Below are 26,471 nucleotides of genomic sequence, written 5' to 3'. Positions count from 1 at the left end.
GCGAAATCTTTAGCAACACCACCGTACACTTTTGCAAGTGTAGTACAGATAGCAGCTGTTAGAGTTGTTTTACCGTGATCGACGTGGCCGATAGTACCAACGTTAACGTGCGGTTTTACGCGTTCAAATTTTTCTTTAGACACAATCGTGTTCCTTCCTAGTTAAGATGCGCCCCCTACTAGGTTAGGGAGCGCGTCCGAAGTTTGTATTTTATGCGCCAACGAACGTTGACGCAATATCAATTACGTGCGATCTGCAATAATACTATCAGCAACATTCTTTGGTACTTCAGCGTATTCGCTAAATTCCATTGAATAAGATGCACGACCTTGTGTTGCAGAACGTAAGTCAGTTGCGTAACCAAACATCACAGATAGTGGCACTTGTGCACGAATAATTTTAAGGCCAGCAGGGCCATCATCCATACCTTCGATCATGCCGCGACGACGGTTTAGGTCACCAACAACATCACCCATCCAGTCTTCTGGTGTGGTTACTTCAACTTTCATCATAGGTTCAAGAATTACAGGGTTTGCCTCAAGGGCACCTTTCCTGAATGCCATTGAACCTGCGATCTTAAACGCCATTTCGTTTGAATCAACATCGTGGTAAGAACCATCGAATAGCGTTGCTTTCACATCGAGTACCGGGTAACCCGCTAGTACACCGTTGTTCATCTGCTCTTCGATACCTTTAGCGACTGAACTAATATATTCTTTAGGTACAGTGCCACCCACAACTTCATCAACGAATACAAAGCCTTCGCCCAGCTCTGACGGTTCGATTTTTAGCCATACATGTCCGTATTGACCACGACCACCAGATTGTCGAATGAACTTGCCTTCCACTTCAGTACTACCGCGAATAGTTTCGCGATAAGAAACTTGAGGTTTACCAACATTACATTCAACGCTGAATTCACGCTTCATACGATCAACGATGATATCTAGGTGAAGTTCACCCATGCCAGAAATTAACGTCTGACCTGATTCATCGTCTGTTTCTACACGGAAAGATGGATCTTCTGCAGCTAGTTTACCTAGTGCAACACCCATTTTCTCTTGATCCGCTTGAGAACGCGGTTCAACCGCGATCTGAATAACTGGTTCAGGGAACTCCATGCGCTCTAGAATCACTTTATGATCTTGGTCACATAGGGTATCACCCGTAGTCGCATACTTAAGACCGATTGCAGCAGCAATATCACCAGCACGAACTTCTTTTACTTCTTCGCGCTTGTTAGCATGCATCTGTACGATACGACCAAAACGCTCACGTTTTTCTTTAACTGGGTTATAGACCGTGTCACCTGAGTTAACAACACCAGAGTAAACACGCATAAACGTAAGGTTACCAACGAATGGGTCTGTTGCGATCTTGAATGCTAGAGCCGCAAAAGGTTCTTCGTCGCTAGAGTGACGCTCTACAGTGTTACCGTCCATATCCTCACCATGGATAGCTTTTACTTCCGTTGGTGATGGTAGGAATTCGATAACCGCGTCTAGTACTGCTTGAACACCTTTGTTCTTGAATGCAGAACCACAAGTCGCTAGGACGATTTCGTTGTTAATAGTACGCTGGCGTAAACCTGATTTAATCTCAGATTCTGACAATTCGCCTTCTTCCAGGTACTTATTCATTAGTTCTTCAGTTGCTTCTGCAGCTGCTTCTACTAAGTTTTCACGCCATTCCTCGGCCAAGTCTTGCATATCAGCTGGAATATCTTCATAGGTAAATGTCATACCCTGATCATCTTCATTCCAGTTGACTGCTTTCATCTTGATAAGGTCAACAACGCCTTTAAAATCTTCTTCTGCACCAATATTCAAATGAATAGGAACAGGGTTTGCGCCAAGACGACTTTTGATCTGGTCAACTACACGTAGGAAGTCTGCACCAGTACGGTCCATCTTGTTAACGAAAACCATACGTGGAACTTCATATTTATCAGCTTGACGCCATACAGTCTCAGACTGAGGTTCAACGCCTGAAGAGCCACAAAATACAACAACAGCACCATCTAGTACGCGCAAAGAACGTTCTACTTCAATAGTAAAGTCAACGTGTCCAGGGGTGTCAATGATGTTAACGCGATGCTCTGGAAATTGACCTTCCATACCACGCCAGAAGGTAGTAGTAGCAGCAGATGTGATAGTAATACCACGCTCTTGCTCTTGCTCCATCCAGTCCATGGTTGCTGCGCCGTCGTGTACTTCACCGATCTTATGGGATAGGCCGGTGTAGAACAGGATACGCTCTGTTGTAGTGGTTTTACCAGCGTCTACGTGAGCACAAATACCGATGTTACGGTAGCGCTCAATAGGAGTTTTACGAGCCACGATTGTATCCTCTTACTAAGGAAGTCCTTAGAGTAAAATTGGCGCGGCAGGTAGAAGCCTGTCGCGCCATTATTATTACCAGCGGTATTACCAGCGGTAATGTGCGAACGCTTTGTTCGCGTCTGCCATACGGTGAACGTCTTCACGTTTCTTAACAGCAGAACCTTTGTTGTCAGCCGCATCTAGCATTTCAGCTGCAAGACGCATAGCCATAGATTTTTCACCACGCTTGCGCGAAGCTTCAACCAACCAACGCATAGCAAGTGCGTTACGGCGAACCGGACGTACTTCTACAGGTACTTGGTAAGTTGAACCACCAACACGGCGAGATTTAACTTCTACCGATGGGCGTACATTTTCAAGAGCTTTTTCGAATACAGCTAGGTGTTCTTCACCAGACTTTTCAGCCATTGCTTCTAGAGCAGTGTAAACGATTTTTTCAGCAGTAGATTTTTTACCGTCAACCATTAGGATGTTAACGAATTTTGCCAGCAGTTCAGATTTGAACTTAGGATCTGGAAGGATCTTACGCTGGCCGATTACGCGACGACGTGGCATGGATATTCTCCGTTGTCTTCTTCAGGTTATCCAAAACTTTGCAGTTTCTTCAAATAATTAAATTGAGTGTTTGGCCTTACTTAACGGAATCCATTAAGACTTAGGACGCTTCACACCGTACTTAGAACGACCTTTCTTACGGTCATTAACGCCTGCACAGTCAAGTGCACCGCGAACAGTGTGGTAACGCACACCTGGTAAATCTTTAACACGACCACCACGGATAAGAACAACACTGTGCTCTTGAAGGTTGTGACCTTCACCGCCGATGTATGAAGTAACTTCAAAGCCGTTAGTTAGACGAACACGACATACTTTACGTAATGCTGAGTTCGGTTTTTTAGGTGTAGTAGTGTAAACACGAGTACATACACCACGCTTTTGTGGACACGCTTCTAGCGCAGGCACGTTGCTTTTAACAACTTGCTTTGCACGTGGCTTGCGTACCAACTGGTTAATAGTTGCCATTAAATAGCTCCTGAAAATATTACTTTCGTAAATGTGAAAAATCTGCCTCCCAACAACAGGAGGACGCGAAATTTTAGGCGTCGCACTTGAGGGTGTCAAGATCTAACCAACGATCAATCAGGTGATCATTTCTTAAACAATCTACAATCCGTGTCTTTCGTGGGGTTATAGCGTAAGAATTATCACCATTTCATTTGTGTTTCACACTTAACAGAAAGCAAAACAAAACCATTATAATCAACAACTTCAAAGCTTTCGGCAACTTTCCCAGCGAGACCTCTGGCGACTACATCCTCTTGAAGAACGTAAATTTTTCGCCCTGATTTTTTTAATGCTTCGCACCAGTTATTTTCATCTATTGCGGCAATAATGGCATCTTGTAGCAATAAAATTGCATCATTTTGGTTGCTATAGCGTAAGCAATCGGCAAGTGCAGCAGTTTGAAACGGTGATGTTGTGACGGTATGGAGCATCTCGACCTCAAAAGCTTAGTACACGTTGGCAGGTTTGCAGACGCTCAGTAAGTGCGTCAGGGGATAACACAGAAACATCAATCAGCATGTCGTCTTCTGTTATTCCACGCTCAGCTAAAGACTGCTGACAGACGAATATATTCTCAATATCGTACAGTGCTAACATTTTAAACGTCGCAATATAGTCGCGCGAAAGAATGGTCTTGGGCTGCTGATTTTTCAATAATTGAAAAACACCATCGCCAATAAAAAATAGATGTAGGTCTTCACTGTAGGCTGAGGTCGCCAACACAGCATCTAGCCCTTCACGCCCAGCAGTAACGCCGTGCGGAGCTGTTCGAAATACAAAGCCTAGCGGTTTCATGTTTTGTCTACCATGATTTACCGTTATTAACGCTTGGGGATAAGTAATGAAATTCTTAAATGCAATTGCTTACTGCATTACTAGCATTAATAACAGGTACTTAGAATTGGATAACGCGATCGGCGGTAAGCAGAGATTCCGCTAACCCCCCTAGCCCCGCTTGTTCAAAACCTTCGGCAAGATTTTGGCTGGGTAATGCATTTAGCGTTGCTTCTTGCTCGCCAACAATGCCACGGCGAAGCGCCGCTGCCACACAGGTTTGCAATTCAATATTATGTTGCTTTGCGAGTGCCTGCCATGCCGACACTAAATCAAATTCATCAGAAGCTGGGGCCGTTAACACAGAACCGTTATAGACCCCATCTTGATAAAAGAAGATCCGAGAAAGCTGATGACCTGCCTCTAAAAGTGCGAGCGCAAACTGGTAAGCCGAGCGCGCAGCTTGGCTTCCATAAGCAGGTCCATCAACGACTAAGACATAGTTCAATGTCATTTGTCGCCGTCCTCGGTTTTACGCTGGCGAATATATAGGTACACGGTGTGCTTCGATATATTCAAGCGATCAGCAACACGATTAATCGCGTCTTTAATATCAAAGATGCCTTTATCAAACAGCTCCATCACAATTTGACGGTTTTTCGCATTGTTCGAGACGTTCTTGTCGGCATTAATTTCTTCGATAGTACGCTCGACCGTTTGGTCAACCAATTCATCCACGTCGCTCGCGAAGTTAACGGTTGATGCCGCTTGTTTCGCCTCATCGGTTGGCATGAAAGATTGCAGGATTTGAGCAAAAGGTGCATCAAGGTTTACGTTGATACACAGCAAGCCAATAATCACATTATCACCATTACGAATCGCAATAGTGATCGATTTCATCAAGCTGCCACCTTTAGCGCGGGTAAAATAAGCGCGAGAGAAGTTGCGCTCAGACCCTTCGATATCACGTAGCATACGTAATGCTAAATCGGTGATCGGTGAGCCCACTTTACGGCCGGTATTCTCGCCATTGGCAATTTTAATGGCTGAGGTATTAATATCAGCGAGTGAGTGCAATACGATTTCACAAAAAGGACCGATCAATGCGGCAAGGCCATCAACCACGGCTTCGTATGAACGTAAAATAATGAAGTCGTGTTCAGTGAAAACGCGGGTTTTTACCACTTCACCTTCGACCATCATTTCAGGACCAAAATTATCTGTAGATACCACTATCAACTCTTCCTTGCTAATACTCATATACCAATCGGCACAAAGGTATCGAGTGCTCGATAGTATGCCGATTGGTATCAATAGCTACGCCTCTCAAGTATGGCTATAGCAATAGTATGAGCATAAATTCAACTGTTGGTGGCAAGTTTATCAGAAAATTGATATGAAAAGACCCAGCAATAGCTGGGTCTTATCAAAGTCATTGCAGATTTTGCGAATTAACGCATGTAACTTTACTGCGTTTTAGCGTCGGTCGCTGGTTTTTCTGCTTTTACGATTTCCAGTAGCTCAACTTCGAAGACAAGTGTTGAGTTAGCAGGAATCGTTGGGTTAGCTTGTGCGCCGTATGCAAGCTCAGGCGGGATAACAAACTTAAACTTAGAACCAACAGGCATCAGTTGAACACCTTCAGTCCAACCTGGGATCACTTGGTTAAGTGGGAAAGTTGCTGGTTGATTACGCTTGTACGAGCTATCGAACTCAGTACCGTCTGTTAGCATACCTTTGTAGTGTACTTTTACAGTATCTGTTGCTGCTGGCTTATCACCTTCAGCTGCCGTCTCTACTTGGTAAAGTAGACCGGATTCAGTTTTCGTTACGCCGTCCAATTTTTCAAAATCAGCACGGTACTCTTCACCCGCTTTCACTGTTTTTTCAGCTTCAGCTTGTGCTTTTGCTTCTACGATATCAGAAACACGCTTGTCTAAATCTTGCAGTGCTTGTTGCGTCTCTTCTGGCGTTAGACGGCTCTTATCTGAAAATACGTCACTTACACCGGCAAGCACGCTTTCACGATCTAAGTTCAACCCTAGCTCTTTTTGTTGCTCAAGGTTTGCAGATAAGTATTGCGCTAACGAAGCACCAATTGCGTATGCTGCTTTCTCGTCTTCAGTTGCGAAAGTGGCTGGTGCTGCTTCAGCTGCAACCTGCTCTACTTTTGCTGGCTCTGCCGATTTTGTTTCCGCCGCTTTTTCATCTTGGCAGCCCACTGCAAGCAAAATTGTTGCAGCCAAAACTGACATTTTTAGAACAGGTTTCATGTAATTCTCCATTCTCACCGAGGTTTTCCCTCATTTTTTATGCTTAGCTTTTCATCTAGAAGGTGTGAAAAGCATGCCATATCAATATACTAATCTCTTTCCCGATAAAACAACCGGAACTCGAGCTTAATGCGTTCAATTTCGCAAAGAATTTGCTTAATCCTGACAGTTATAGCCCTAAGCGGCTGTTTTTTCACAGGCTCAGAGGTACAGCGCTGGCAACTTGCCACTGATGGCGCCACCAGTTTTAGCCTTAGCCGTAATGGCCGTTTTGCGCTGTACTACACTAATGCACAAGGTATCGTACTGTGGGATCTACAGCAAAACAAAAACTTAGCAAAGTTTGGTTCACAAGATCCAGCGCACAATACCGTAATAAGTAGTGCAATTTCAGACAATAACCGCTACGCCATTACAGCAACAGCCCAAAACTTTGCTGTTTGGGATCTCGCTTGGGGGCAATCTGACGGCTTATGGTCGATTTCAGATGGCATCATTCGCGATGTCGATATCGCTAATAATGGCCAGCATGTCGTGCTTGGGCTATCAAATGGCAAAGCACTTTATATCGACTTGGGCACCGGACGGCGCTTAGAGTTCCTTGCTCACCGAGAAAAAGTTAATTCCGTCGCCATTTCTCCTAATGGACAATATGTATTATCAGGGGGCAATGATTACATGGCGTACTTCTGGGATACGAAGACGGGACAGGTGCGTAACCGCTTTGAACATCAATCACGGATCAGCCGTGTTGCGCTGCAGCGTGATGGCCTATTAGCCTTAACCGCAGATGGCACCAATGAAGCTTACATTTGGGATTTAACCACGGGCGAACAGCAGACACAGTTATCTGTTCGATTACGCCAACAGAATTTATCCAGCGCACGTTTCTCTGATGACGGTAAAATGTTAGCAACGGGGACGCCCGCTAAACGGGTCGAATTGTGGGATACCACCACAGGAGAAAACTTAGGTCGCTGGGAAGCTGCAACGCAGCAAGATGCTCGACCGCCATCGGCAGTCGTGTATGATGTGGCCATTACGTCTACTGGGCAGGTAATATCAGGGGCTTCCTCTGGCATTGCTCAGGCATGGACAACCGATTGAGAAAGTGTTTATTGCTATGACTGAACTTGAACATCTACGTACACAAATCGATGAATTGGAAATGAAACAAGCGTTTCAAGACCAAACAATTGAAGACCTCAATGAAGCGTTAACCGCTCAGCAGTTCTTAATTGAACGCATGCAGGTGCAAATGAAATTCTTGGTTGATAAACAAAAAAGCAGCCAAACATCGAATCTTGCAGACGAATCAGAAGAAACGCCACCGCCGCATTATTAATCGCGTAATGATGCAGGATCAAAAACGGGAAGCCTTGGCTTCCCGTTTTTATATTCTTTTCAGCTAGGTATCACTATTAGAGCTATGCTCAGTAAAGTTCAACTTAGTGAGAGCAGCAGCCGCCTTCGCTTTTGCCTTCGCCGCCACAACAGCCGCCTTCACCGTGCTCGTGGCCGTGATCATGACCATGGTCGTCGCCACAGCTACCGCCACCACAACAACCGCCACCTTGGTGGATATGGCCGTGTTCAGCTTCTTCTGCTGTTGCTTCACGTACTGCTACGATTTCTACAACGAAAGACAGTGTTTGGCCAGCAAGCATGTGGTTACCATCAACAACAACGTGGTCGCCATCAACTTCAGTTACTTCTACTGGGATCTGACCTTGGTCTGTATCCGCAAGGAAGCGCATGCCAACAGTGATTTCATCTACACCTTGGAATACGTCAGCAGGAACACGCTGAACCATTTCGTCCATGTGCTCGCCGTATGCTTCTTCAGGAGAAACTGTCACTTCAAATTTGTCGCCAGCTTCACGACCTTCAAGCGCTTTCTCAAGACCTACGATTAGGTTATCGTGACCGTGTAGGTAATCTAATGGCGCTTCAGTCGTTGATTGGTCAACTACTGCACCTTCTTCTGTTTTTACTTGATAAGCTAAGCTTACTACGATGTCTTTAGTGACTTTCATGTTAACTCCAAATTTGAGCGGGGTGCAAAGTGGGCATGATACCTAAAATCGGTCTCATAAGCACAGCGGATTTTTTCGCTGTCACTCTGGCTTAAAAATTCCGATGACTTGCTCTGGCTTATCATCTGCAATATGTTCACTGTTTTCTGCAGCTTGCGGCAAGCGACGGTCAGTATGTTCGCATTCGACACACTCCACCATCTCAATGTTATTTTCTTGCCACCAGCGCAACGTATCTTGTTGCTTACATGCAGGGCAAATCGCGCCTGCAATAAAACGTTTCTTCACCATGTTACCTTCCCTATATCACTCGTGCGTATTCCAGCGCATATAGCAATAAGACACAATCAGGTTCAGTCCCAACCGTTATGCCGTTCACGTTCACCACGCATCTCACGTTCAAAAATGTCTTCCAACTCTTTACGTGCTTCTTTTGCCCGTGTCGCTAAATGCACATCTTCGGAGTGCTGTGGTAATAAATCACGTAGGGCGACATCGTCGAGCTTACTAAAATGCGCTTCCGCACGCTTCGCTTGATACGGGTGCATGCCAAGAGATATTAGGGCTTGTCGGCCTAAATCAAGGGCACCCGCAAAGGTTTCTCGTGAAAAACTTTCAACACCATGATTTAACAGTTGGTGTGCTTCAACCCGACTCCTCGCCCGCGCTAACAATTTTAAGTTCGGAAAATACTGCTGACACAATTCAACAACTTCAATGACTTCACTCGGTTCATCGGTGCAAATAATAATGGCCTCAGCCTTATCAGCGCCAGCGGCTCGTAATAGATCCAGTTGAGTAGCATCGCCGTAATACACTTTATAGCCGAACTTGCGCAGGAATTGGATTTGGCTGGGATCTCGCTCGAGTACTGTGACCCGAATTTTATTGGCAAACAACAATCGCCCGACGACTTGGCCAAACCGACCAAAACCCGCAATGATCACCCGTGGCTCACGGTCAATAACATCGGTTTCTAAATCGCTGCCTGCCGATTTAAAGCGATAAGCAAACCAACGGTTTTGTAGTACTAACAGTAGCGGTGTCGTCATCATCGAAAGGCTCACCACGACCAGTAGCATGCTGTTCAACTGCTGGCCAAGTAGACCTTCGCCTTGAGCGGCGGTAAACAACACAAATGCAAATTCACCACCTTGGCTTAATATCACCGACATCTGGCTACGGGCTTTGGCGCGTGTACCGAACAACCGCGCCAATCCATAGAGTATGAAACCTTTAAGTGACACCAACGCGACCACAGCGGCAAGGATCATCAAAGGATATTGCACCAGTAAACCAAGGTTAACCGCCATCCCAACAGAGATAAAAAACAGTCCAAGTAGTAACCCTTTGAAGGGTTCTATCGCAATTTCAAGTTCATGCCGGTACTCGCTTTCTGCCAGCAGCACGCCCGCTAAGAATGTGCCTAACGCCATCGATAAGCCGAGAGATTGCATGACAACCGCAATACCAATCACGAGCAGTAATGCCGCGACATTAAACAGTTCTCGTACACCACTTAACACGACCCAGCGAAACAAAGGCCGCAATAAAAAATGTCCGCCAATAAGTAGCGCTGCAATGCCGCCAATCATCCATGCAAAATCTAGCCAGCTTCCGCCCCCACCGCCAGCAAGCACTGGCAAAATCGCCAACATGGGGATCACCGCAATATCTTGAAACAGCAAAACAGCAAAACCTGATTGCCCGGTTTCACTGCCATCCAGTCCTTGCTCTTCAATTACCCGTAACGCAATCGCCGTGGATGATAGCGCCAACCCCATCCCAACCACCAGGGCATCTTGCCAGCGTATATCCACCAGCCAACTCATTTCAGCACGTAAACCTATGAGGGCTAGACCATAAGCGCCCACCATCATGATGGCCGTGATCACTAAGCTCGTAATAACGACTTGGCCACCGCCTAACCCCAAGATGGGTTTACGCATTTGCCATAATTTTTTCGGATTCAGCTCTAAACCAATCAAAAAGAGCAGCAGCACCACCCCAAATTCAGAGAAGTGTAAAATGGCGTCCACATCAGAAATGAGCCCGAGGCCCCATGGACCAATCGCAATGCCCGCCAATAAATAACCCAGTACAGATCCCAAGCCTAAACGCTGAGCGATCGGCACGGCTACTACCGCAGCCGCGAGAAAAATAACGCTAACCGACAGTAAATCATTCGCCATGTGCCACCTCGCTGTGGATTACGGCCATAGGGTTTATCAACCAATCATGATAAAGCTTGGCATGCTGTTGGCGCTCCAGTGCAGGAATGCGGCGTGCCCAGTGCAACACCAATGGCGGCAACCATTGCATTTGGCATAATGCAGCGGTGAGCTCAAACGGTTTCAAAATTGCATCAATATTGGCACGGTTGTACCCGTCAGGTGTATAGGCTTCGGCAGCACCGCCCGTACTGATCACTGACCGCCAATATTTGCCTTGTAATGCATTGCCTTCGCCGTGGGCGTAACCTTTACCCAAGACCACATCAATCCATTCTTTTAATAGTGCGGGGCACGAATACATATAAAGTGGGTGTTGAAAAACGAAGATATCGTGCTGAGCTAGTAATGCATGTTCACGAGTAACATCAATAAAGAAGTCAGGGTAAGCGCCGTACAAATCATGAATAGTGACATGAGGTAACCCTGCAATGGCATCGACCATTTCAGCATTAGCTAATGAGGCTTGAGGATCGGGGTGAGCGTAAATCACCAAAATTTTCGGTGGTGCGTGTAACGTCATAACACTCCTTCCCTGTGTTATTGAATTATTTGGCACACGATACGTGAATAGCATGAGATACGTTAACGCGATGTTTAACCGCGCTAAAGGCATCATACCTAATTATAACGTAATCCAAACCACTGATTTTCCGTCAGCCTTTAATTCTCGGTATGGGTAACGTGTTTCGCGCTAGTTTGGTATCCCCTTAAGATTGGTATAGACTGCCGCTGGTTTATGGCAGTTTAATGCGGAGCGGGATCCGTCCCCGAGACAGTTCGATGATTACCTTTTCAGATATCCAACTATTACGAGGCGGGAAAGTCCTGCTTGATCAAGCTACAGCCACCATTCATCCCGGCGATAAAGTCGGCTTAGTGGGGAAAAATGGCTGCGGTAAATCTACCTTATTTGCTTTACTCAAAGACGAGTTAAGCCTTGATGCGGGTAATTGTCGCTTCCCATCTAACTGGGAACTGGCTTGGGTTGCCCAAGAGACCCCCGCACTTGAACGTGGCGCACTTGAATATGTTATCGATGGTGATCGCGAATACCGCCAGCTTGAGCGTGACTTAGCCGCGGCAGAAGCTGCCGATAATGGCCACCGGGTTGCTGAGTTACACGGTAAACTCGAAACCATTGGTGGCTATAGCATTAATGCTCGCGCAGCCGAACTGCTTGATGGTCTGGGATTCTCACAAGAGCAAATGCAATGGCACCTTACCCAGTTTTCTGGTGGTTGGCGTATGCGTTTAAACCTCGCCCAAGCCCTATTATGCCGTTCAGATCTTTTACTACTCGATGAACCAACCAACCACTTAGATTTAGATGCCGTAATGTGGCTGGAAAAATGGCTGCAAAATTACCGTGGTACGCTCGTACTGATCTCGCATGACCGTGATTTCCTCGACCCTGTGGTCAACCGTATTATTCACGTTGAAAACCAAGGGTTGAATGAATATACCGGCAACTACTCATCATTCGAGACTCAACGTGCTGAGAAGCTGGTACTGCAACAAGCCATGTACCAGAAACAGCAAAAGCAAATGACGCACATGCAATCGTACATCGATCGCTTCCGTTATAAAGCCAGTAAAGCTCGTCAGGCACAGAGTCGAATCAAAGCGTTAGAGCGAATGGAAAAAGTGCTACCGGCACAATTTGATAATCCATTTAGCTTTGAATTTCGTGAACCCACTGCATTACCGAACCCTATCATGATGATGGATGAAGTGGCCGCAGGTTACGATGACAACCTGATCCTCGAAAAGATTCGTTTGAACTTGGTTCCTGGTAGCCGTATTGGTTTACTTGGCCGTAATGGTGCGGGTAAATCGACCCTGATTAAAATGCTGGCGGGTGACTTACCAGCCAAAGCCGGTGATTTAACCTATTCACAAGGGGTTAAAATTGGCTACTTTGCTCAGCATCAACTTGAAACGTTATACCTTGATGACACGCCTATTCAGCACATGGCACGCATTGCGCCACAGTCAACAGAACAACAATTGCGTGATTATTTAGGTAGCTTTGGCTTCTTAGGTGATAAAGCACTCGAAAAAGTCGGTCCATTTTCAGGCGGTGAAAAAGCCCGTTTAGTCTTGGCATTAATTGTATGGCAGCGCCCTAACCTGTTGCTACTCGATGAACCGACCAACCACCTTGATTTAGATATGCGCCAAGCATTGACGTTTGCACTGCAATCTTATGAAGGGGCCATGGTTATCGTCAGTCACGACCGTTACTTATTGCGGGCAACCACTGATGATTTATACCTAGTCCATGATCGTCAAGTGGCACCGTTTAATGGCGATCTTGAGGATTACCATAAATGGCTGACCGAGCAGCAACGCAACGAACGCCGTGAACAGCAGGCGAGCAAGCCTGACGTCAATAAAGACAACAGTGCCGCATCACGCAAAGAACAAAAGCGCCTTGAAGCTGAACTTCGTAAGAAAACAGCCCCTTTGCGTAAGCAAATTAGCAAGCTCGATGATCAAATGGATAAGCTAAACGCGACGATCACCGAAGCGGAAGAACAGCTGAGCGACGCTAGTATTTATGAAGCGGAGAATAAAGCCCGTTTAACCGAACAGCTTAAACGTCAGGCTGAAGCAAAATCGGCCCTTGAAGATGTAGAAATGACGTGGATGGATCTGCATGAGCAACTCGAAGAGATGGAGCAGGAACTCAATGCCGACAGTTAAGCTTTTCAATCACGATGACTTTTGGCAGTTCAGCTACGCCCATTACTTTAAAGCGGATGTTGAAGCGACATGCTTATGTTTGCAAACCTTTCATCATGGCAGTGTGAACCTGGCACTACTCATGCTGTGGTTAGATGAACAAGGATATTTGCTTACTGGTGAGCAACGCAACCAATTAATTGCAGGCTTACAACCGACGGATGGCTTATTACAGCAGTACCGCGCCATGCGCCGCTCGCTCAAACCGCAACTCGACCAAGCAGGTTATCAACAGTTGATGGATTTTGAGCTAACGGTTGAACGTCAGCAGCAACACGATTTAGTGGCACAGCTCAATACCATGCCACTCGCAACACTCATCGAACAAAGTCACCCTACAGCATTAGCGACAAATTTAGTACGCTACTGCCAGTCACTGGGTGCGTTATCGTTAGTCGAAAAACTGCAAGCTCGCTAACCTAATCAGACCTTTGAGAACCAGATATATAGAGGAGAATGTCTCCTCTATTTTTTCACCGACCCTAATCCCTTTCTACCCAGCCACGACAGTGCACTTACTGCCAAATCATCACCACACAAGCTGCCGTTAATACGCCCATCAATCCATTAAATATCCGACGTGTTTTTGCCTGCGCCAACCAACGTCGTATAAAAATACCAAAGCCTGCCCATAAGGATACGCAGGGGTAACAGACTAAAAAGAAGATAGTTGCAATAGCAGCCACGGAATACCAATACAGCTCCCCAGTAAAAGTAAATGTACTGATGGCGGTCACTGACATCATCCATGCTTTCGGATTTACGTATTGAAAGATAGCCGCCGCCATAAAACTCATCGGCTTGGCTTCTTGTTCAGTCTCAGCCAAGCCACTGCTTGAAGAGCCAATTTTCCATGCTAAATAGAGTAAGTAGCCACTGCCTAACCAACGTAAAGCATCATGCAAAACGGGAAATTGAGTGAAGATAACGCCAAGGCCACCAGCCACAAGTAAAATCATCGACACCAAACCACTGCCTATCCCCAACATATGTGGCACAGTGCGGCGGTAACCAAAATTAGCGCCTGATGCCGTCACCATCAGGTTATTGGGACCCGGTGTGCCTGTCATTGTGGTCGCAAAAGTGATCAGTGACAAAATAAATGACCATTCAAAAAACAGCATTGATGACATGACGCATTCCTCCCTTCTTTGCTACCCATGGTGATTAGATTCGAGAACTAACCCTTAGCGCTAAATTGTACCGATACAATTAAAGCTATGGGTTGTTAATTCGTGCTAAAATACGCACAATCACACCATAACAGCGCTGTTTTCTTGGATCAAAAGGTTTATTGTCACCATGACAATCGAAGCATTCACCCCTATCATCACCACAGATCACCCTAAAAGCGATCCCATCTATCGCCAAATAGCACAACAGATCAATCAGTTGATCCTCAATGGCACATTAACTGGCGGCGGAAAATTACCGACCCATCGTGCATTGGCAGATCATCTCGCTGTCACGGTCGGTACGGTCACCCGTGCCTACGCGGAAGCAGAACGCCAAGGATTAGTCGAAGCACGTATTGGGGCCGGCACCTTTGTCAGCCAAGCCAATAAGCCTAACTGGGTATACAACTACTCAGAGGCATCGCCAGCTGATGGCTGTAATTTCGGCTATAACATCCCACCACAGCTTGATCGTGCCGCGATGTTGACCCAAGCCATGCAAAGCTTGAGTAGCGACCCGCAACAACTCAATCAACTGATGCTGTACCAAGACCCACAGGGCTTAACAGCCCACCGCCAAATCATTGCTCAGTGGCTCCAACAAAAAGACATCGCGATTGACGCAGAGCGGATGCACTTCACCTCTGGCGGACAACATGCCGCCCAGCTCGCCCTTTCTGCTTTTTGTCACGGCGGTGATACCGTTTTAGTAGAATCCGTCTCGTATCCGGGATTTTTGAGCTTAGCTAAGCAACAGCAAGTGACGGTGAAAAGTGTTGAGATGGATGGCGAGGGATTAATACCCGCCAGTTTAGAGAAAGCGTGCCAGCTGTATCAGCCACGTTTGATTTACTGTACTCCCACCATGCAAAACCCAACGACAGTGACGATGGGCGAACAACGCCGCCGTGATATTTTGGCGGTATGCCAGCAGCATCAAGTGTTGATCATTGAAGATGACGTCAACGGCTTAATGCCCACTCGCCGTCCTAGCCCGTTAGTGAATCTCAATAGTGAGCAGGTGATCCACATCGGTGGGCTATCGAAGTGTCTCGCGCCTGGGCTACGCTTAGGCTATATCCAAGTCCCTACTCGCCATCAAAAACGGCTAAATACCGCACTGCATAATCACAGCTTAATGATCAGCCCACTGCTGAGTGCATTAGCGTGTAAATTGATCCAGCAAGGCGATGCGGATCGTATCTTGCAACAGATAAGACATGATATTGCAGCGCGACAGCGGCTAGTGACGCATTACTTGGCGGAATTTACGATCGCTCATGACAATGCCAGCTTCCATGTCTGGTTGACGCTGCCAGAACACTGGCGATTAAGTGATTTTGTTTCGGCGGCCGAAGATGCCAAGGTGACGGTGAAATCTGCAGAGCTATTTACCCCACCGGGTTGCACCACGCCACCCGCGGTACGGCTCGCTATCAGTGCGCCAGTCAATCACCAACAATTAGAACAAGGGTTACAGATCCTGAGTGATTTACTGCGTACGGATCCCATTTCAGACTTTCCACTATAAGGACACCATGATGACCGCAGCATTTACACCGGCAGTCGGGTTAGGTAATCCACATTTACAAACCTTATTGCCTCGATTTATTCGTCGCAAGCCGTTGTTTACGCCACATACTCAGAGGATCGAAACACCTGATGGTGACTTTCTCGATATTGCATGGACCGATGTTCCCAGCAATCATCAAAGAAAGAGTGAAACGAAAACCAAGCAGACACCATTGCCGATTATGATCCTGTTTCATGGTTTAGAAGGAAGTTTCAATAGCCCCTATGCCAATGGACTATTACATGCCGCTATGCAGCAAGGCTGGCTTGGAGTAATGATGCATTTCCGTGGCTGTAGCGGCGAGATGAATCGCCAAGCCCGCAGTTATCATTCAGGTGAAACCAGCGATGCGCGTTTTTTCATTCAATGGATCCGCCAGCAGTTTCCTGACTCGCCGTTATTTGCAGTCGGAGTATCGTTAGGGGGCAATATGCTGGTCAATTACCTTGCTGAGCATGGCGATGACAGTGAATTGTGTGCCGCCCAAGTCATTTCTCCCCCGCTAAATTTAAGCGCGTGTTCAGAACGTATCGAGCAGGGATTCTCTAAGGTTTATAAGCAATACTTGCTCAGCTCGATGAAAAAGAACATCAGCAAGAAAATGGCCCTGCTGCCTGACGCCTTACCATTAGATCAAACTCGTATCGAAGCCATTAGCACTCTGCGCCAGTTTGATGATCTAGTGACAGCCCCCTTGCACGGCTATCAGGACGCCAATGACTATTATCAGCGCTGTAGCGGCTTACAACGATTGCATCAGGTCAAAGTGCCGCTGCGGGTCATTCATGCGAAGGACGACCCTTTCATGACGCATGATGTGATCCCCTCGCAACCATTACCTGACCATATCGATTACCACCTCAGTCCTAACGGGGGGCATGTCGGCTTTTTAACGGGCTCATGGCGTAATCCTACATTTTGGTTAGAAACAACAGTACCCGCTTGGTTTGCACCTTTTGCTGGCGTAAATAAGCGCGAATAGCAAAAGCGGCTCTTGCCATTACTATCCTTAACCACTGATAATAATGTTATCAGTGGTTAATATACCCTCCCTAGCAGTAAGCGGTTGTTATGATTATTCCTTGGCAAGACATCGCCCCAGAAACACTCGACAACTTGATCGAGCACTTCGTGCTACGAGAAGGCACCGATTATGGTGAACACGAAAAAACGCTAGAACAAAAAGTCCAACATGTTCGCGGCCAATTGGCGAAAGGCGATGCCGTTGTCATGTTCTCAGAGTTGCATGAATCAGTGGACATTAAGCTTCGTCGAGATCTCAATTTCTAATACTCGCGGACGCTTACGCTTGATCTAATCGCAACATCCTGTTAATAACTCATCGTTAATCTTAACGACAGGGTTTGTCATGTCTGCAAAACATCCCATCATTGCAGTAACAGGGTCGTCCGGTGCGGGCACCTCGACCACTTCAGAAGCCTTCCGCAAAATGTTCAATATGATGAGCATCAACGCAGCATGGCTTGAAGGCGATAGTTTCCACCGATTTACCCGTCCTGAAATGGATGTTGAAATTCGTAAAGCCAAAGAACAAGGTCGTCATATCAGTTATTTCGGCCCACAAGCAAATGACTTTCCACAACTAGAGCAGTTCTTCCGCCAATATGGTGAAGACAGCACAGGTAAATTCCGCCGTTATCTCCACACCTTTGACGAAGCCGTCCCCTACAACCAAATGCCAGGTAGCTTCACCCCATGGCAAGAATTACCCGAAAATACCGACGTCTTGTTTTATGAAGGCTTGCACGGTGGGGTTGTCGATGGTGAAACCAATGTTGCACAGCATGTCGACTTACTGATTGGCATGGTGCCTATCGTCAACTTAGAGTGGATCCAAAAAATTGTGCGCGATACCCGCGATCGGGGCCATTCGCGCGAAGCCGTCATGGAATCTATCGTCCGTTCGATGGATGATTATCTTAATTACATCACGCCGCAATTTTCACGCACTCATATTAACTTTCAGCGAGTTCCTACAGTGGATACCTCGAACCCACTCAGTGCCAAAGGGATCCCAAGCTTGGATGAGAGTTTTGTCGTGATCCGCTTTCGTGGTATCAAAAATGTCGATTTCCCGTATTTACTGTCGATGATTCAGGGCTCTTTCATGTCACGCCATAACACCTTGGTTGTTCCCGGGGGAAAAATGAGCTTTGCAATGGAGTTGATTATGCGCCCGTTGATCCAACAACTGATTGATACCGGGAAAATTGGTTAACGCCTCGAATTTGGCTCCCACATTCAGCACCAACAAAAACGGAGACCGTGATGTCTCCGTTTTACGCGACTACGATAAGCTCATTTTACAATGGCTTTACGCGACAACCACCTCATACGAATGCGTTAGCTCAACGCCCTCGCCTAACATCAAACACACTGAGCAATATTTCTCGAGTGAATCAGCAACCATTTTCGCCACTAAGGCATCATCAAGATCATGACCTGTTACCACGAAGTGCAGATTCGCCGTTGTGAAAATGCGAGGGGCCGTTTCGCGACGAACAGAGGAAATTTGTGCTTCGCAGCCCGTGATTTTTTGATTGGCTGATTGGAGACCACTCACCACATCGACCGAGCTACACCCACCAGCAGCCATTAACACTAGCTCCATTGGACTGGGTGCTTTTTCACCACCATTGCCGTCCATCACCACACTGTGACCGGAATTTGACTGGGCTAAAAATGTCATTCCTTCAACCCATTTCACACGTGATTGCATTGCTTTCTCCTTAGTGTTTTGGCGTCAATTCTGCATAATCTAACAACCGTGTGATCATGTGCACACTTATGAGTACAAAATGACGATTTCAGATAGATCAATATCAAGAAATGCCCACCGAAAAAAGTTAAACTCTCAATTAATTATTCAAGTGAGCTTGCAGCCCAGCGGCTGGCTTTATATTCTAGCCAGTGAACAATTCTATTGTTAAGCCCAAACTGAAATTATAGGGATGTCGTTGTTGGGCAACAAACGCAGAGGAAGTTAGTAATATGGTTCCAGGTAAACCTCAAACAGATCCAACACTAGAGTGGTTTCTTTCACATTGCCACATTCATAAGTACCCATCAAAAAGCACTTTGATTCATGCTGGTGAGAAAGCGGAAACGCTCTACTATATTGTAAAAGGCTCTGTTGCTGTTCTTATCAAGGATGAAGAAGGCAAAGAGATGATTCTTTCTTACCTAAACCAAGGTGACTTCATCGGCGAACTTGGTCTTTTCGAAGAAGGTCAAGAGCGTACAGCTTGGGTTCGTGCTAAAACACCTTGTGAAGTGGCTGAGATTTCATTTAAGAAATTCCGTCAACTAATCCAAGTAAACCCAGATATTTTGATGCGCCTATCTGCACAGATGGCGACTCGTCTTCAAGTAACAAGCCAAAAAGTGGGCGACCTTGCGTTCTTAGACGTAACAGGCCGTATTGCACAGACGCTACTAAACCTAGCAAAACAACCTGATGCAATGACTCACCCTGACGGCATGCAAATCAAAATTACTCGCCAAGAAATCGGTCAAATCGTGGGTTGTTCACGTGAAACCGTTGGTCGTATCTTGAAAATGCTTGAAGAGCAGAACCTAATTTCTGCACACGGTAAAACTATCGTGGTATACGGTACTCGTTAATCTTTTGATGACTCGATTACAGCTAATAAAAAAGCCGCTTCTGCGGCTTTTTTTGTACCTAAAATACCCAATACTCTCAGCGTATACTCAGTTATACATTTGCTAGCGCTGTCACTGATTATTCTCTTGCTAACTTCACCACCAGTGCTACATTATGCATAACAACTATCAGGCCGGTGATACTAAGAACCTCGCCTGACAATCGCCATCAGATGGCAAGTACTATGGGATTTACGATATGGATATCGAACGTTTTTCTCCGCACTGCGCAACTGCGACCCCCCCAACAGCGATAGCCCCACTACCAAGCACTGTTGAAATGACAGGTTTTAATGGTCAACGCCATTATCTTGAGCAGCATATCGCGCTGACGCAGATGCCACATCGCCAAAGTAATGTGCAGTGGTCCCCACCACTAGACAGCTTGCACTGATCCCACAATTACCTGTTATCAGCTCCGCGGCGATGATGCTTATTGTCATGCTTTCTCAGCGCCATATTTTCTCGGCGCTATCTTTCCGAAGCGCTATCTTTCCTCAGCGCCATAGGAGCTGGGGATATCCTTAATCGCTATTTGTACTTTCAAATATCTTATCTGCAGATGCCGCTACAAACCCGGTATACAGCTCTCCATCACTTTTGGGGTAACGCTTGGCAAATTCATAGAAACCACCCGAGACCTGTTTTACGCCTTCTAAAAATGCCACTGGTACTTTATCGGCCATAGTGGAAGATTGCTCCAACATCTCTTCGGGACTCCCCTTGACCGCCCCCCCTGACATATTGATAGCAAAGCCATTATGCTCCAGCAGATGATTCACCTCTGCGACTTCGGTAAATTGCTCAAGTTGATTAATACTGACCGTGAAATGATTAGCCCCAAACCCATGCGCAGCTAACCAACCAGCGTATTCGCTTTCCGCGGCAAGCATTTCATAGGTTGCCAAATCAATATCCCACAAACGGCCGCCGTATAAAAAAGCGGGATCTTTCATCGCCATCTCTGGCACTTGTTTCACCAAGTCACGAACCGCTTGCTGCAACAGTGATGAACACTGCCCGACTAATAGTTCACTGATGAACACTTTTGGTGCGGCTGGATTAGGGTGCTCAAAGTGCTCGGCATACAGCTTTTTGCCCTCAAAATGGTAGGTGCCACAAGGCTGATAGCCAATCGCAATAAATGGTGCTGCCAACACATCTAATCCTACCTTAGGCAGATTGAAGGTACGCAACGCAATATGATCATTCAATAAAGGCTCATCTTCCGTTAGCAAAGTATGCACTTGATCGGCTGATGGACACAGGCGCTGAATATAGTCTTGCCACAGATTGTCAAAAAGTTGCTCTACTCTTTCCATGTTGAGATGCTCCCCGTTAATTGATAGTTGTCACAATGCCCTGATCCGACCTAATCAGTATGGCACTTATTGACTATTTATCTTGTTACTGAGTGGTAGCGTTACCGTGTGTGGTGGTATTCATAAAAATGGGCACCATTTGGTGCCCACTCGTACATTTATAGCGTAATGCCCGGTGATAACTGAGTGGGTAGCTCCGCTTGTTCACCTTCCATCGATGCCATAGGGTAAGCACAATAGTCAGCGGCATAGTAAGCGCTTGGGCGTAAGTTACCGGATGCACCCGGCCCACCAAATGGCGCATCACCGCTCGCACCCGTCAACTGGCGGTTACGGTTTACAATGCCGGCACGAATGTGATCAATAAAATATTGCCATTCCGCATCGTCGGTTGAGATCAAGCCCGCCGATAACCCATAGCGGGTATTATTAGCCAAAGTAACCGCTTGAGCTAAATCGTCGTAGCGCACCACCTGTAGCAGCGGACCAAAGTATTCTTCATCAGGTAACTCAGCAATGGCGCTCACTTCAATGATTGCTGGTGAGACAATCGCCCCTTGGCCACGTTTGGCTTCTAGTAAGACGTTCCCACCAAGGCTAACAAGGTTAGCTTGTGCAGCAATAATGCCATCAGCGGCCTGCTTAGAGATTTGTGGCCCCATAAATGGCTGAGGATCCGCAAATGGGCCATCAATGCGTAACTGTGCTGTTGCTTCTACCAAGCGTTTGACGATGGCATCACCCACTTCACCGTTCGGTAAATACAAGCGACGGGCACAAGTACAACGCTGGCCTGCACTAATGAACGCCGATTGAATAATGGTGTATACGGTTGCTTCAACCTCACCATGGGCGTTCGAGATCACCATCGGATTATTGCCACCCATTTCAAGTGCCAACATTTTACCAGGCTGCCCAGCAAACTGCCGATGAAGGATATGACCTGTATTGGCACTGCCCGTGAACAGCAAGCCATCGATACCCGTCGAACTGGCAAGGGCCTCTCCTGTCGGGCGCGAACCTTGGACTAAGTTAATCACACCAGCAGGTAAGCCTGCTTGTTGCCAGAGTTTCATTGCCACTTCGGCCGTTTTGGGTGTTAGCTCCGACGGCTTAAATACCACGGTATTGCCCGCCAATAATGCAGGAACAATATGGCCATTCGGTAAATGTCCTGGGAAGTTATACGGACCAAAGACCGCCATCACACCGAGTGGACGATGGCGCAGCACAGCCGTTGTCGCCCCTGCCACTTCTTTTTCTTTGTGACCAGTACGCTCATGGTAAGCACGCAATGAAAGCGCAATCTTACCGACCATAGCCCCCGCCTCGGTGCGGGTTTCCCACAAAGGTTTACCCGTTTCTTCCGCTATGGTGGTGGCAATATCTTCGCTGTGCTCTTTTAGCAACTCAGCGTACTTTTCAACAATCGCCTGACGCTCCTCAAGCGAGGTATGACGCCAGCTTAATAAGGCTTCACGAGCACTTTGCACCGCATGTTCAACTTGATCTGCAGTGGCTGCTTGTCCTTGCCAAATCACCTCAGAACTAAATGGGTTTAACGAATGAAAAGACTCACCAAGACCTGCGACCCACTTTCCTGCAATCCAATTTACTGCGAATGATTGTGTCATGATATTCCCCTTATCCTATTGTCCCATCAAGCGAACCATATCGCCTTGCTGTAGCTGTAATGCTGTTGCCATCGCAGGTGAAATAATCGCGATATTACGCTCACCATCTACCGCTACTTTTCCTACCGTGGCGCGAAAGTTTTCAAACGAGGTATTACTGATCAAATAATCATGCGAACTACTGTGTTCACCAATTTCGACACGGCAACGCAAAGAGTGACGCACCGACTCAATATTACGGACCTCACACTCCACCATAGGGCCAGCATCAAAGATGTTGACGTAACCACGGCAGGTAAAGCCCTCTTGCTCCAATAAACGCAATGCGGGGGCGGTATTGTCATGTACCTGACCAATCACCGCCTGCGCTTTTTCACTGAGCAAGTTGACGTAAATTGGCAGTTTCGGCATTAAGTCCGCAATAAAGCCTTTGGCGCCAATCCCCGTTAGGTAATCGGCATGGGTAAAATCAATCGAGAAGAAATGCTCTTTTAGCCACTCCCAAAATGGTGAGTGACCGTCTTCATCTGACACGCCACGCATTTCAGCAATCACTGTGGGTGAAAAACGGTGGGTATGTTCGGCCATCATCAAAAAACGCGCTTTAGACAGCAAACGACCATTCAGGCCTTTACGCCACTCAGGGCGTAGAAATAACGTACACAGTTCACTATTGCCGGTGTAGTTGTTGCCAAATGTCAGTAACTTCACCACATTGTGAACATCAAGGCGACGTGACGCATGCACCACTGTACTCAAGTGGTACGTATAAAAAGGGGTATCTAAACCAATGGCAGCTTCTATCCCAGTAGTACCTGCCACTTCACCCGTATCAGTATCTTCCGCTACCATTAGGTAACCTTCGGTACCAATTTCCGTTACCTCTTTTGCAAAACTCTCTTCTGAGTGTGCAATACGATTACGAAGCATGCCTTCGTTGACAGGCAGTGAAGTAAAACCATGACCAGATTCTTCCGCGCAGCGCATAAGCGCCGGGTAATCTGTTGCAGTAATAGGACGAATAACCAGCATCGAACTCCCTCCTGATGCAGGTAGCGATCATGTCGCTAACTAAGTGTGGAAATAACTTCGCCAGTGTAGGGGGCGAAAAGTTACAGCGATCAAGCTCCTGCCAATGCTGTAGTCAGTTATAAACGGGCCAGCCGTTATGCTCTCGCGCTGCGAGAGAGAAAAGACGTGTAATGCATGAGCATTACACGTGGTGTTACGATGACATAAAAAGTTACGCGTTATAGAGTTTGGCGATTGCCGCTTCTAAACGCGCTAAGCCAAGATCAACATCTTCTTTGCTAATCACTAACGACGGCGTAAAGCGCACCACGTTAGTACCCGCGACAAGCACCATCAAACCTTCATCAATAGCCGCTAACAGAACATCACGCGCACGGCCTTGCCATTCATCGTTTAAAGCCGCGCCTAGTAATAGTCCCTTGCCACGAACTTCAGCAAAAATTGGGTATTTAGCATTAATGACAGCAATACCATCACGGAACCATTGCTCACGTTCTTTCACGCCCGCCAATACTTCAGGCTTAGAGACTTCGTCCACCACAGCTTCAGCCACCGCACACGCCAGCGGGTTACCACCGTAAGTTGAACCGTGCGTACCGATTTTTAAATGCTTGGCTAATTCCGCAGTTGTGAGCATGGCACCAATCGGGAAGCCACCACCCAGTGATTTCGCGGTACTAAGAATATCAGGGGTGATCCCTAAACCTTGGTAAGCATAAAACTCACCCGTACGGCCATTACCCGTTTGCACTTCGTCAAAAATCAGCAGTGCATTGTGTTTATCACAAAGCTCACGTACACCCTGAATAAATTCAGGTGTTGGCGAGATGATGCCACCTTCACCTTGCAGTGGCTCCATCATAATGGCGCAAGTACGGTCTGAAATATGATCCGCAAGTGCCGCTAAATCATTGTAAGGAAGGTGCGTAACATCCCCCGGCTTAGGACCAAAACCATCCGAGTAAGCCGCTTGCCCGCCAACCGTCACCGTAAAGAAAGTACGACCGTGGAACCCTTGTTTAAACGCAATAATCTCTGATTTTTCAGCACTAAATTTATCAGCCGCGTAACGACGCGCTAATTTTAACGCTGCTTCATTCGCTTCAGCCCCTGAATTGGCAAAAAATACTCGTTCAGCAAAACTGTGCTCAGTCAGCTTTTTGGCTAGGCGTAATGCGGGCTCATTGGTCATCACATTGCTCAAATGCCAAAGTTTATCTGCCTGCGCTTTCAGTGCATTCACCATCACCGGATGACAATGCCCTAAACAACTCACGGCAATACCACCGGCAAAGTCGATATATTCGCGATCATTCTGATCCCATATGCGAGCACCTTGCCCCTTAACAGGAATAATCTGCATTGGGGAGTAACAAGGCACCATCACCTCATCAAATAAATGACGTTCTACTTTTTGTTCCATTGCCATCACACTTTCCTTCTGTGTATACCGCCTCAAGCATAGTATTTACATTTTATTAACGAATTCCAATAGCAGAAAATTCTTTTTGCACGTTAAAGCTCCCCGACGATTGGATTGTAAGTAGATATTTATGCGCGTAATAAGCGGATTTATGAAGAGCACAGTAATAAAGAGTGTCTTTCCCTTAAGGAAATAAAAAAGTAAATGACAGCTTTAGGCCCTGTATAACAAGGAGGTTAAAAGGGAAAAGTAGAAAAAGTAGGAACTACGAGGGAAATATTATGTTTTAGCCGCGATTATTCAGAAGAATATTCTCCCAAATAACACCTCAGCCTAAAAATGCAGATAAAAATGAAATATATGTTAACAATAGTGATAAAGATCTCGTATTTGAGAGACCTTTACAGCTCTATTTTGATGTTTTTCTCAGGTTCGGCGTAAGAAATTGGCTAATAGCTGATGACCTTGCTCAGTCAAAATACTCTCTGGGTGAAACTGCACCCCTTCAATCGGCAATGTTTTATGGGCAATCCCCATGATTTCATCAAACTCACCATCACGCTCAGTCCAAGCTGTTACTTCAAAACACGCTGGTAAAGTATCTGCTTTTACTACCAGTGAATGGTAGCGGGTGACGGTGAGCGGGTTATTAAGGCCTTCAAAGACACTGCGATTAGTATGAATAACGGGGGAGGTTTTACCATGCATAACTTGTCGCGCTCGAACCACATCGCCGCCAAACACTTGCGCAATAGACTGATGGCCTAAACAGACTCCCAGAATTGGCAGTTGACCGGCAAAATGACGAATAGCATCCAGAGATACCCCAGCGTCATCTGGTGTACAAGGCCCTGGGGAAATAACCAAATGGCTCGGTGCTAACGCAGCAATGCCTGCAATATCAATATCATCATTACGTACTACTTTGACCTCGGCGCCCAGCTCTGAAAAATACTGGTACAGGTTATAGGTAAACGAATCATAATTATCGATCATCAACAGCATAGCGTTACATCCTTACTTGGCTGGTTGGTATTTTGCAAATCCCTCGATGAAAGGCAAGGTAATTCTCAGGCTTACCCACTCTATATAAAGATCCACTGAAGATAACGATCATGACCAGTTAAAAAATGCGCACAAACTTAAATATTTTTTAATA

General features: G+C 46.5%; 30 protein-coding genes. 10 read left to right on the top strand and 20 right to left on the bottom strand.

Annotation, left to right across the window (positions count from 1 at the left end):
* The 9 genes from ASV53_RS10465 to fkpA all read right to left on the bottom strand — a co-directional run.
* A partial coding sequence (locus tag ASV53_RS10465; protein WP_239928780.1) for a GTP-binding protein occupies positions 1-143 on the bottom strand: 143 nt, incomplete at its 3' end.
* 99 nt (positions 144-242) lie between these two features.
* The gene (gene fusA, locus ASV53_RS10460; RefSeq protein WP_062688434.1) at positions 243-2,339 is read right to left on the bottom strand and encodes an elongation factor G; all 2,097 of its coding nucleotides are present in this window, start codon (positions 2,337-2,339) and stop codon (positions 243-245) included.
* Between the two features lie 87 nt (positions 2,340-2,426).
* A complete protein-coding gene (rpsG, locus tag ASV53_RS10455) occupies positions 2,427-2,897 on the bottom strand; it encodes a 30S ribosomal protein S7 (protein WP_062688432.1) in 471 nt (156 codons plus the stop codon).
* A 93-nt stretch (positions 2,898-2,990) separates the two neighbouring features.
* A complete protein-coding gene (rpsL, locus tag ASV53_RS10450) occupies positions 2,991-3,365 on the bottom strand; it encodes a 30S ribosomal protein S12 (RefSeq protein ID WP_005417208.1) in 375 nt (124 codons plus the stop codon).
* Between the two features lie 182 nt (positions 3,366-3,547).
* Complete coding sequence (gene tusB, locus ASV53_RS10445) at positions 3,548-3,838, bottom strand: sulfurtransferase complex subunit TusB (RefSeq protein ID WP_094957053.1); 291 nt, start codon at positions 3,836-3,838, stop codon at positions 3,548-3,550.
* Positions 3,839-3,845: 7 nt separating this feature from the next.
* The gene (tusC, locus tag ASV53_RS10440) at positions 3,846-4,202 is read right to left on the bottom strand and encodes a sulfurtransferase complex subunit TusC (protein WP_094957052.1); all 357 of its coding nucleotides are present in this window, start codon (positions 4,200-4,202) and stop codon (positions 3,846-3,848) included.
* A gap of 100 nt (positions 4,203-4,302) precedes the next feature.
* On the bottom strand, positions 4,303-4,695 hold the full coding sequence (gene tusD / locus ASV53_RS10435) for a sulfurtransferase complex subunit TusD (protein WP_094957051.1): 393 nt from the start codon (positions 4,693-4,695) through the stop codon (positions 4,303-4,305).
* Entirely contained in the window at positions 4,692-5,384 is a 693-nt protein-coding gene (locus ASV53_RS10430) for a helix-turn-helix transcriptional regulator (RefSeq protein ID WP_239928779.1), read from the bottom strand. The genes tusD and ASV53_RS10430 overlap by 4 nt, the downstream gene beginning before the upstream one ends.
* 263 nt (positions 5,385-5,647) lie before the next feature.
* A complete protein-coding gene (gene fkpA / locus ASV53_RS10425; RefSeq protein WP_062688425.1) occupies positions 5,648-6,454 on the bottom strand; it encodes an FKBP-type peptidyl-prolyl cis-trans isomerase in 807 nt (268 codons plus the stop codon).
* A gap of 129 nt (positions 6,455-6,583) precedes the next feature.
* On the opposite strand from fkpA, the gene ASV53_RS10420 reads away from it, so the two are divergent.
* Together ASV53_RS10420 and ASV53_RS10415 are read left to right on the top strand one after the other, a co-directional pair.
* Positions 6,584-7,561: a WD40 repeat domain-containing protein gene (locus ASV53_RS10420; RefSeq protein ID WP_094957050.1), complete on the top strand. Its 978-nt coding sequence runs from the start codon at positions 6,584-6,586 to the stop codon at positions 7,559-7,561.
* Positions 7,562-7,577: 16 nt separating this feature from the next.
* Positions 7,578-7,799 carry a SlyX family protein gene (locus ASV53_RS10415; RefSeq protein WP_062688421.1) on the top strand — a complete coding sequence of 74 codons (222 nt, stop codon included), beginning with the start codon at positions 7,578-7,580 and terminating at the stop codon, positions 7,797-7,799.
* Positions 7,800-7,902: 103 nt separating this feature from the next.
* Here ASV53_RS10415 and slyD read toward each other — a convergent pair whose 3' ends face one another.
* From slyD to kefG, 4 genes are all read right to left on the bottom strand, one after another.
* Positions 7,903-8,490, bottom strand: a complete 588-nt coding sequence (gene slyD, locus ASV53_RS10410) for a peptidylprolyl isomerase (protein WP_062688419.1) — start codon at positions 8,488-8,490, stop codon at positions 7,903-7,905.
* An 81-nt stretch (positions 8,491-8,571) separates the two neighbouring features.
* Complete coding sequence (locus ASV53_RS10405) at positions 8,572-8,781, bottom strand: YheV family putative zinc ribbon protein (RefSeq protein ID WP_094957049.1); 210 nt, start codon at positions 8,779-8,781, stop codon at positions 8,572-8,574.
* A 62-nt stretch (positions 8,782-8,843) separates the two neighbouring features.
* Entirely contained in the window at positions 8,844-10,682 is a 1,839-nt protein-coding gene (gene kefB, locus ASV53_RS10400) for a glutathione-regulated potassium-efflux system protein KefB (protein ID WP_094957048.1), read from the bottom strand.
* Complete coding sequence (gene kefG, locus ASV53_RS10395) at positions 10,672-11,244, bottom strand: glutathione-regulated potassium-efflux system ancillary protein KefG (protein WP_094957047.1); 573 nt, start codon at positions 11,242-11,244, stop codon at positions 10,672-10,674. Before kefG ends, kefB begins: the two co-directional genes overlap by 11 nt.
* A 260-nt stretch (positions 11,245-11,504) precedes the next feature.
* Here kefG and ASV53_RS10390 point away from each other — a divergent pair, with 260 nt between their 5' ends.
* Positions 11,505-13,430 carry an ABC transporter ATP-binding protein gene (locus ASV53_RS10390; RefSeq protein ID WP_062688414.1) on the top strand — a complete coding sequence of 642 codons (1,926 nt, stop codon included), beginning with the start codon at positions 11,505-11,507 and terminating at the stop codon, positions 13,428-13,430.
* Entirely contained in the window at positions 13,417-13,887 is a 471-nt protein-coding gene (locus ASV53_RS10385) for a TIGR02444 family protein (protein WP_094957046.1), read from the top strand. Before ASV53_RS10390 ends, ASV53_RS10385 begins: the two co-directional genes overlap by 14 nt.
* 97 nt (positions 13,888-13,984) lie before the next feature.
* Here the strand turns inward: ASV53_RS10385 and ASV53_RS10380 are convergent, their stop codons facing one another.
* Positions 13,985-14,602, bottom strand: coding sequence for a LysE family translocator (locus ASV53_RS10380; RefSeq protein WP_239928778.1), 618 nt, complete (start codon positions 14,600-14,602; stop codon positions 13,985-13,987).
* A 169-nt stretch (positions 14,603-14,771) separates the two neighbouring features.
* Here ASV53_RS10380 and ASV53_RS10375 point away from each other — a divergent pair, with 169 nt between their 5' ends.
* The 4 genes from ASV53_RS10375 (at position 14,772) to ASV53_RS10360 (ending at position 18,456) form a co-directional block, all read left to right on the top strand.
* On the top strand, positions 14,772-16,175 hold the full coding sequence (locus ASV53_RS10375) for an aminotransferase-like domain-containing protein (protein WP_094957045.1): 1,404 nt from the start codon (positions 14,772-14,774) through the stop codon (positions 16,173-16,175).
* 7 nt (positions 16,176-16,182) lie between these two features.
* Complete coding sequence (locus tag ASV53_RS10370; RefSeq protein WP_094957044.1) at positions 16,183-17,199, top strand: hydrolase; 1,017 nt, start codon at positions 16,183-16,185, stop codon at positions 17,197-17,199.
* 89 nt (positions 17,200-17,288) lie between these two features.
* Positions 17,289-17,507: a YheU family protein gene (locus tag ASV53_RS10365; protein ID WP_062688410.1), complete on the top strand. Its 219-nt coding sequence runs from the start codon at positions 17,289-17,291 to the stop codon at positions 17,505-17,507.
* A gap of 79 nt (positions 17,508-17,586) precedes the next feature.
* Positions 17,587-18,456 (top strand): phosphoribulokinase, encoded by an 870-nt coding sequence (locus ASV53_RS10360; protein WP_094957043.1) that lies wholly within the window; start codon positions 17,587-17,589, stop codon positions 18,454-18,456.
* A 96-nt stretch (positions 18,457-18,552) separates the two neighbouring features.
* Here ASV53_RS10360 and ASV53_RS10355 read toward each other — a convergent pair whose 3' ends face one another.
* Positions 18,553-18,957, bottom strand: a complete 405-nt coding sequence (locus ASV53_RS10355) for an OsmC family protein (RefSeq protein ID WP_094957042.1) — start codon at positions 18,955-18,957, stop codon at positions 18,553-18,555.
* Positions 18,958-19,229: 272 nt separating this feature from the next.
* On the opposite strand from ASV53_RS10355, the gene crp reads away from it, so the two are divergent.
* Entirely contained in the window at positions 19,230-19,862 is a 633-nt protein-coding gene (gene crp, locus ASV53_RS10350) for a cAMP-activated global transcriptional regulator CRP (protein ID WP_048898901.1), read from the top strand.
* A gap of 238 nt (positions 19,863-20,100) precedes the next feature.
* Positions 20,101-20,295: a hypothetical protein gene (locus tag ASV53_RS10345; protein ID WP_094957041.1), complete on the top strand. Its 195-nt coding sequence runs from the start codon at positions 20,101-20,103 to the stop codon at positions 20,293-20,295.
* A gap of 130 nt (positions 20,296-20,425) precedes the next feature.
* Here the strand turns inward: ASV53_RS10345 and ASV53_RS10340 are convergent, their stop codons facing one another.
* From ASV53_RS10340 to ASV53_RS10320, 5 genes are all read right to left on the bottom strand, one after another.
* Positions 20,426-21,223 (bottom strand): DUF1338 domain-containing protein, encoded by a 798-nt coding sequence (locus tag ASV53_RS10340; RefSeq protein ID WP_094957040.1) that lies wholly within the window; start codon positions 21,221-21,223, stop codon positions 20,426-20,428.
* A gap of 158 nt (positions 21,224-21,381) precedes the next feature.
* The gene (gene astD, locus ASV53_RS10335) at positions 21,382-22,857 is read right to left on the bottom strand and encodes a succinylglutamate-semialdehyde dehydrogenase (RefSeq protein ID WP_062688404.1); all 1,476 of its coding nucleotides are present in this window, start codon (positions 22,855-22,857) and stop codon (positions 21,382-21,384) included.
* A 15-nt stretch (positions 22,858-22,872) separates the two neighbouring features.
* Positions 22,873-23,889 (bottom strand): arginine N-succinyltransferase, encoded by a 1,017-nt coding sequence (gene astA, locus ASV53_RS10330; protein ID WP_094957039.1) that lies wholly within the window; start codon positions 23,887-23,889, stop codon positions 22,873-22,875.
* A gap of 211 nt (positions 23,890-24,100) precedes the next feature.
* Positions 24,101-25,318 carry an aspartate aminotransferase family protein gene (locus ASV53_RS10325; protein WP_094957038.1) on the bottom strand — a complete coding sequence of 406 codons (1,218 nt, stop codon included), beginning with the start codon at positions 25,316-25,318 and terminating at the stop codon, positions 24,101-24,103.
* A gap of 420 nt (positions 25,319-25,738) precedes the next feature.
* Complete coding sequence (locus ASV53_RS10320) at positions 25,739-26,317, bottom strand: aminodeoxychorismate/anthranilate synthase component II (protein ID WP_094957037.1); 579 nt, start codon at positions 26,315-26,317, stop codon at positions 25,739-25,741.
* Positions 26,318-26,471 lie beyond the last annotated feature (154 nt).

This window comes from Photobacterium sanguinicancri, from assembly GCF_002265265.1.
GTDB lineage: Bacteria > Pseudomonadota > Gammaproteobacteria > Enterobacterales > Vibrionaceae > Photobacterium > Photobacterium sanguinicancri.
This window is presented reverse-complemented; position numbering and strand designations above follow the sequence as displayed.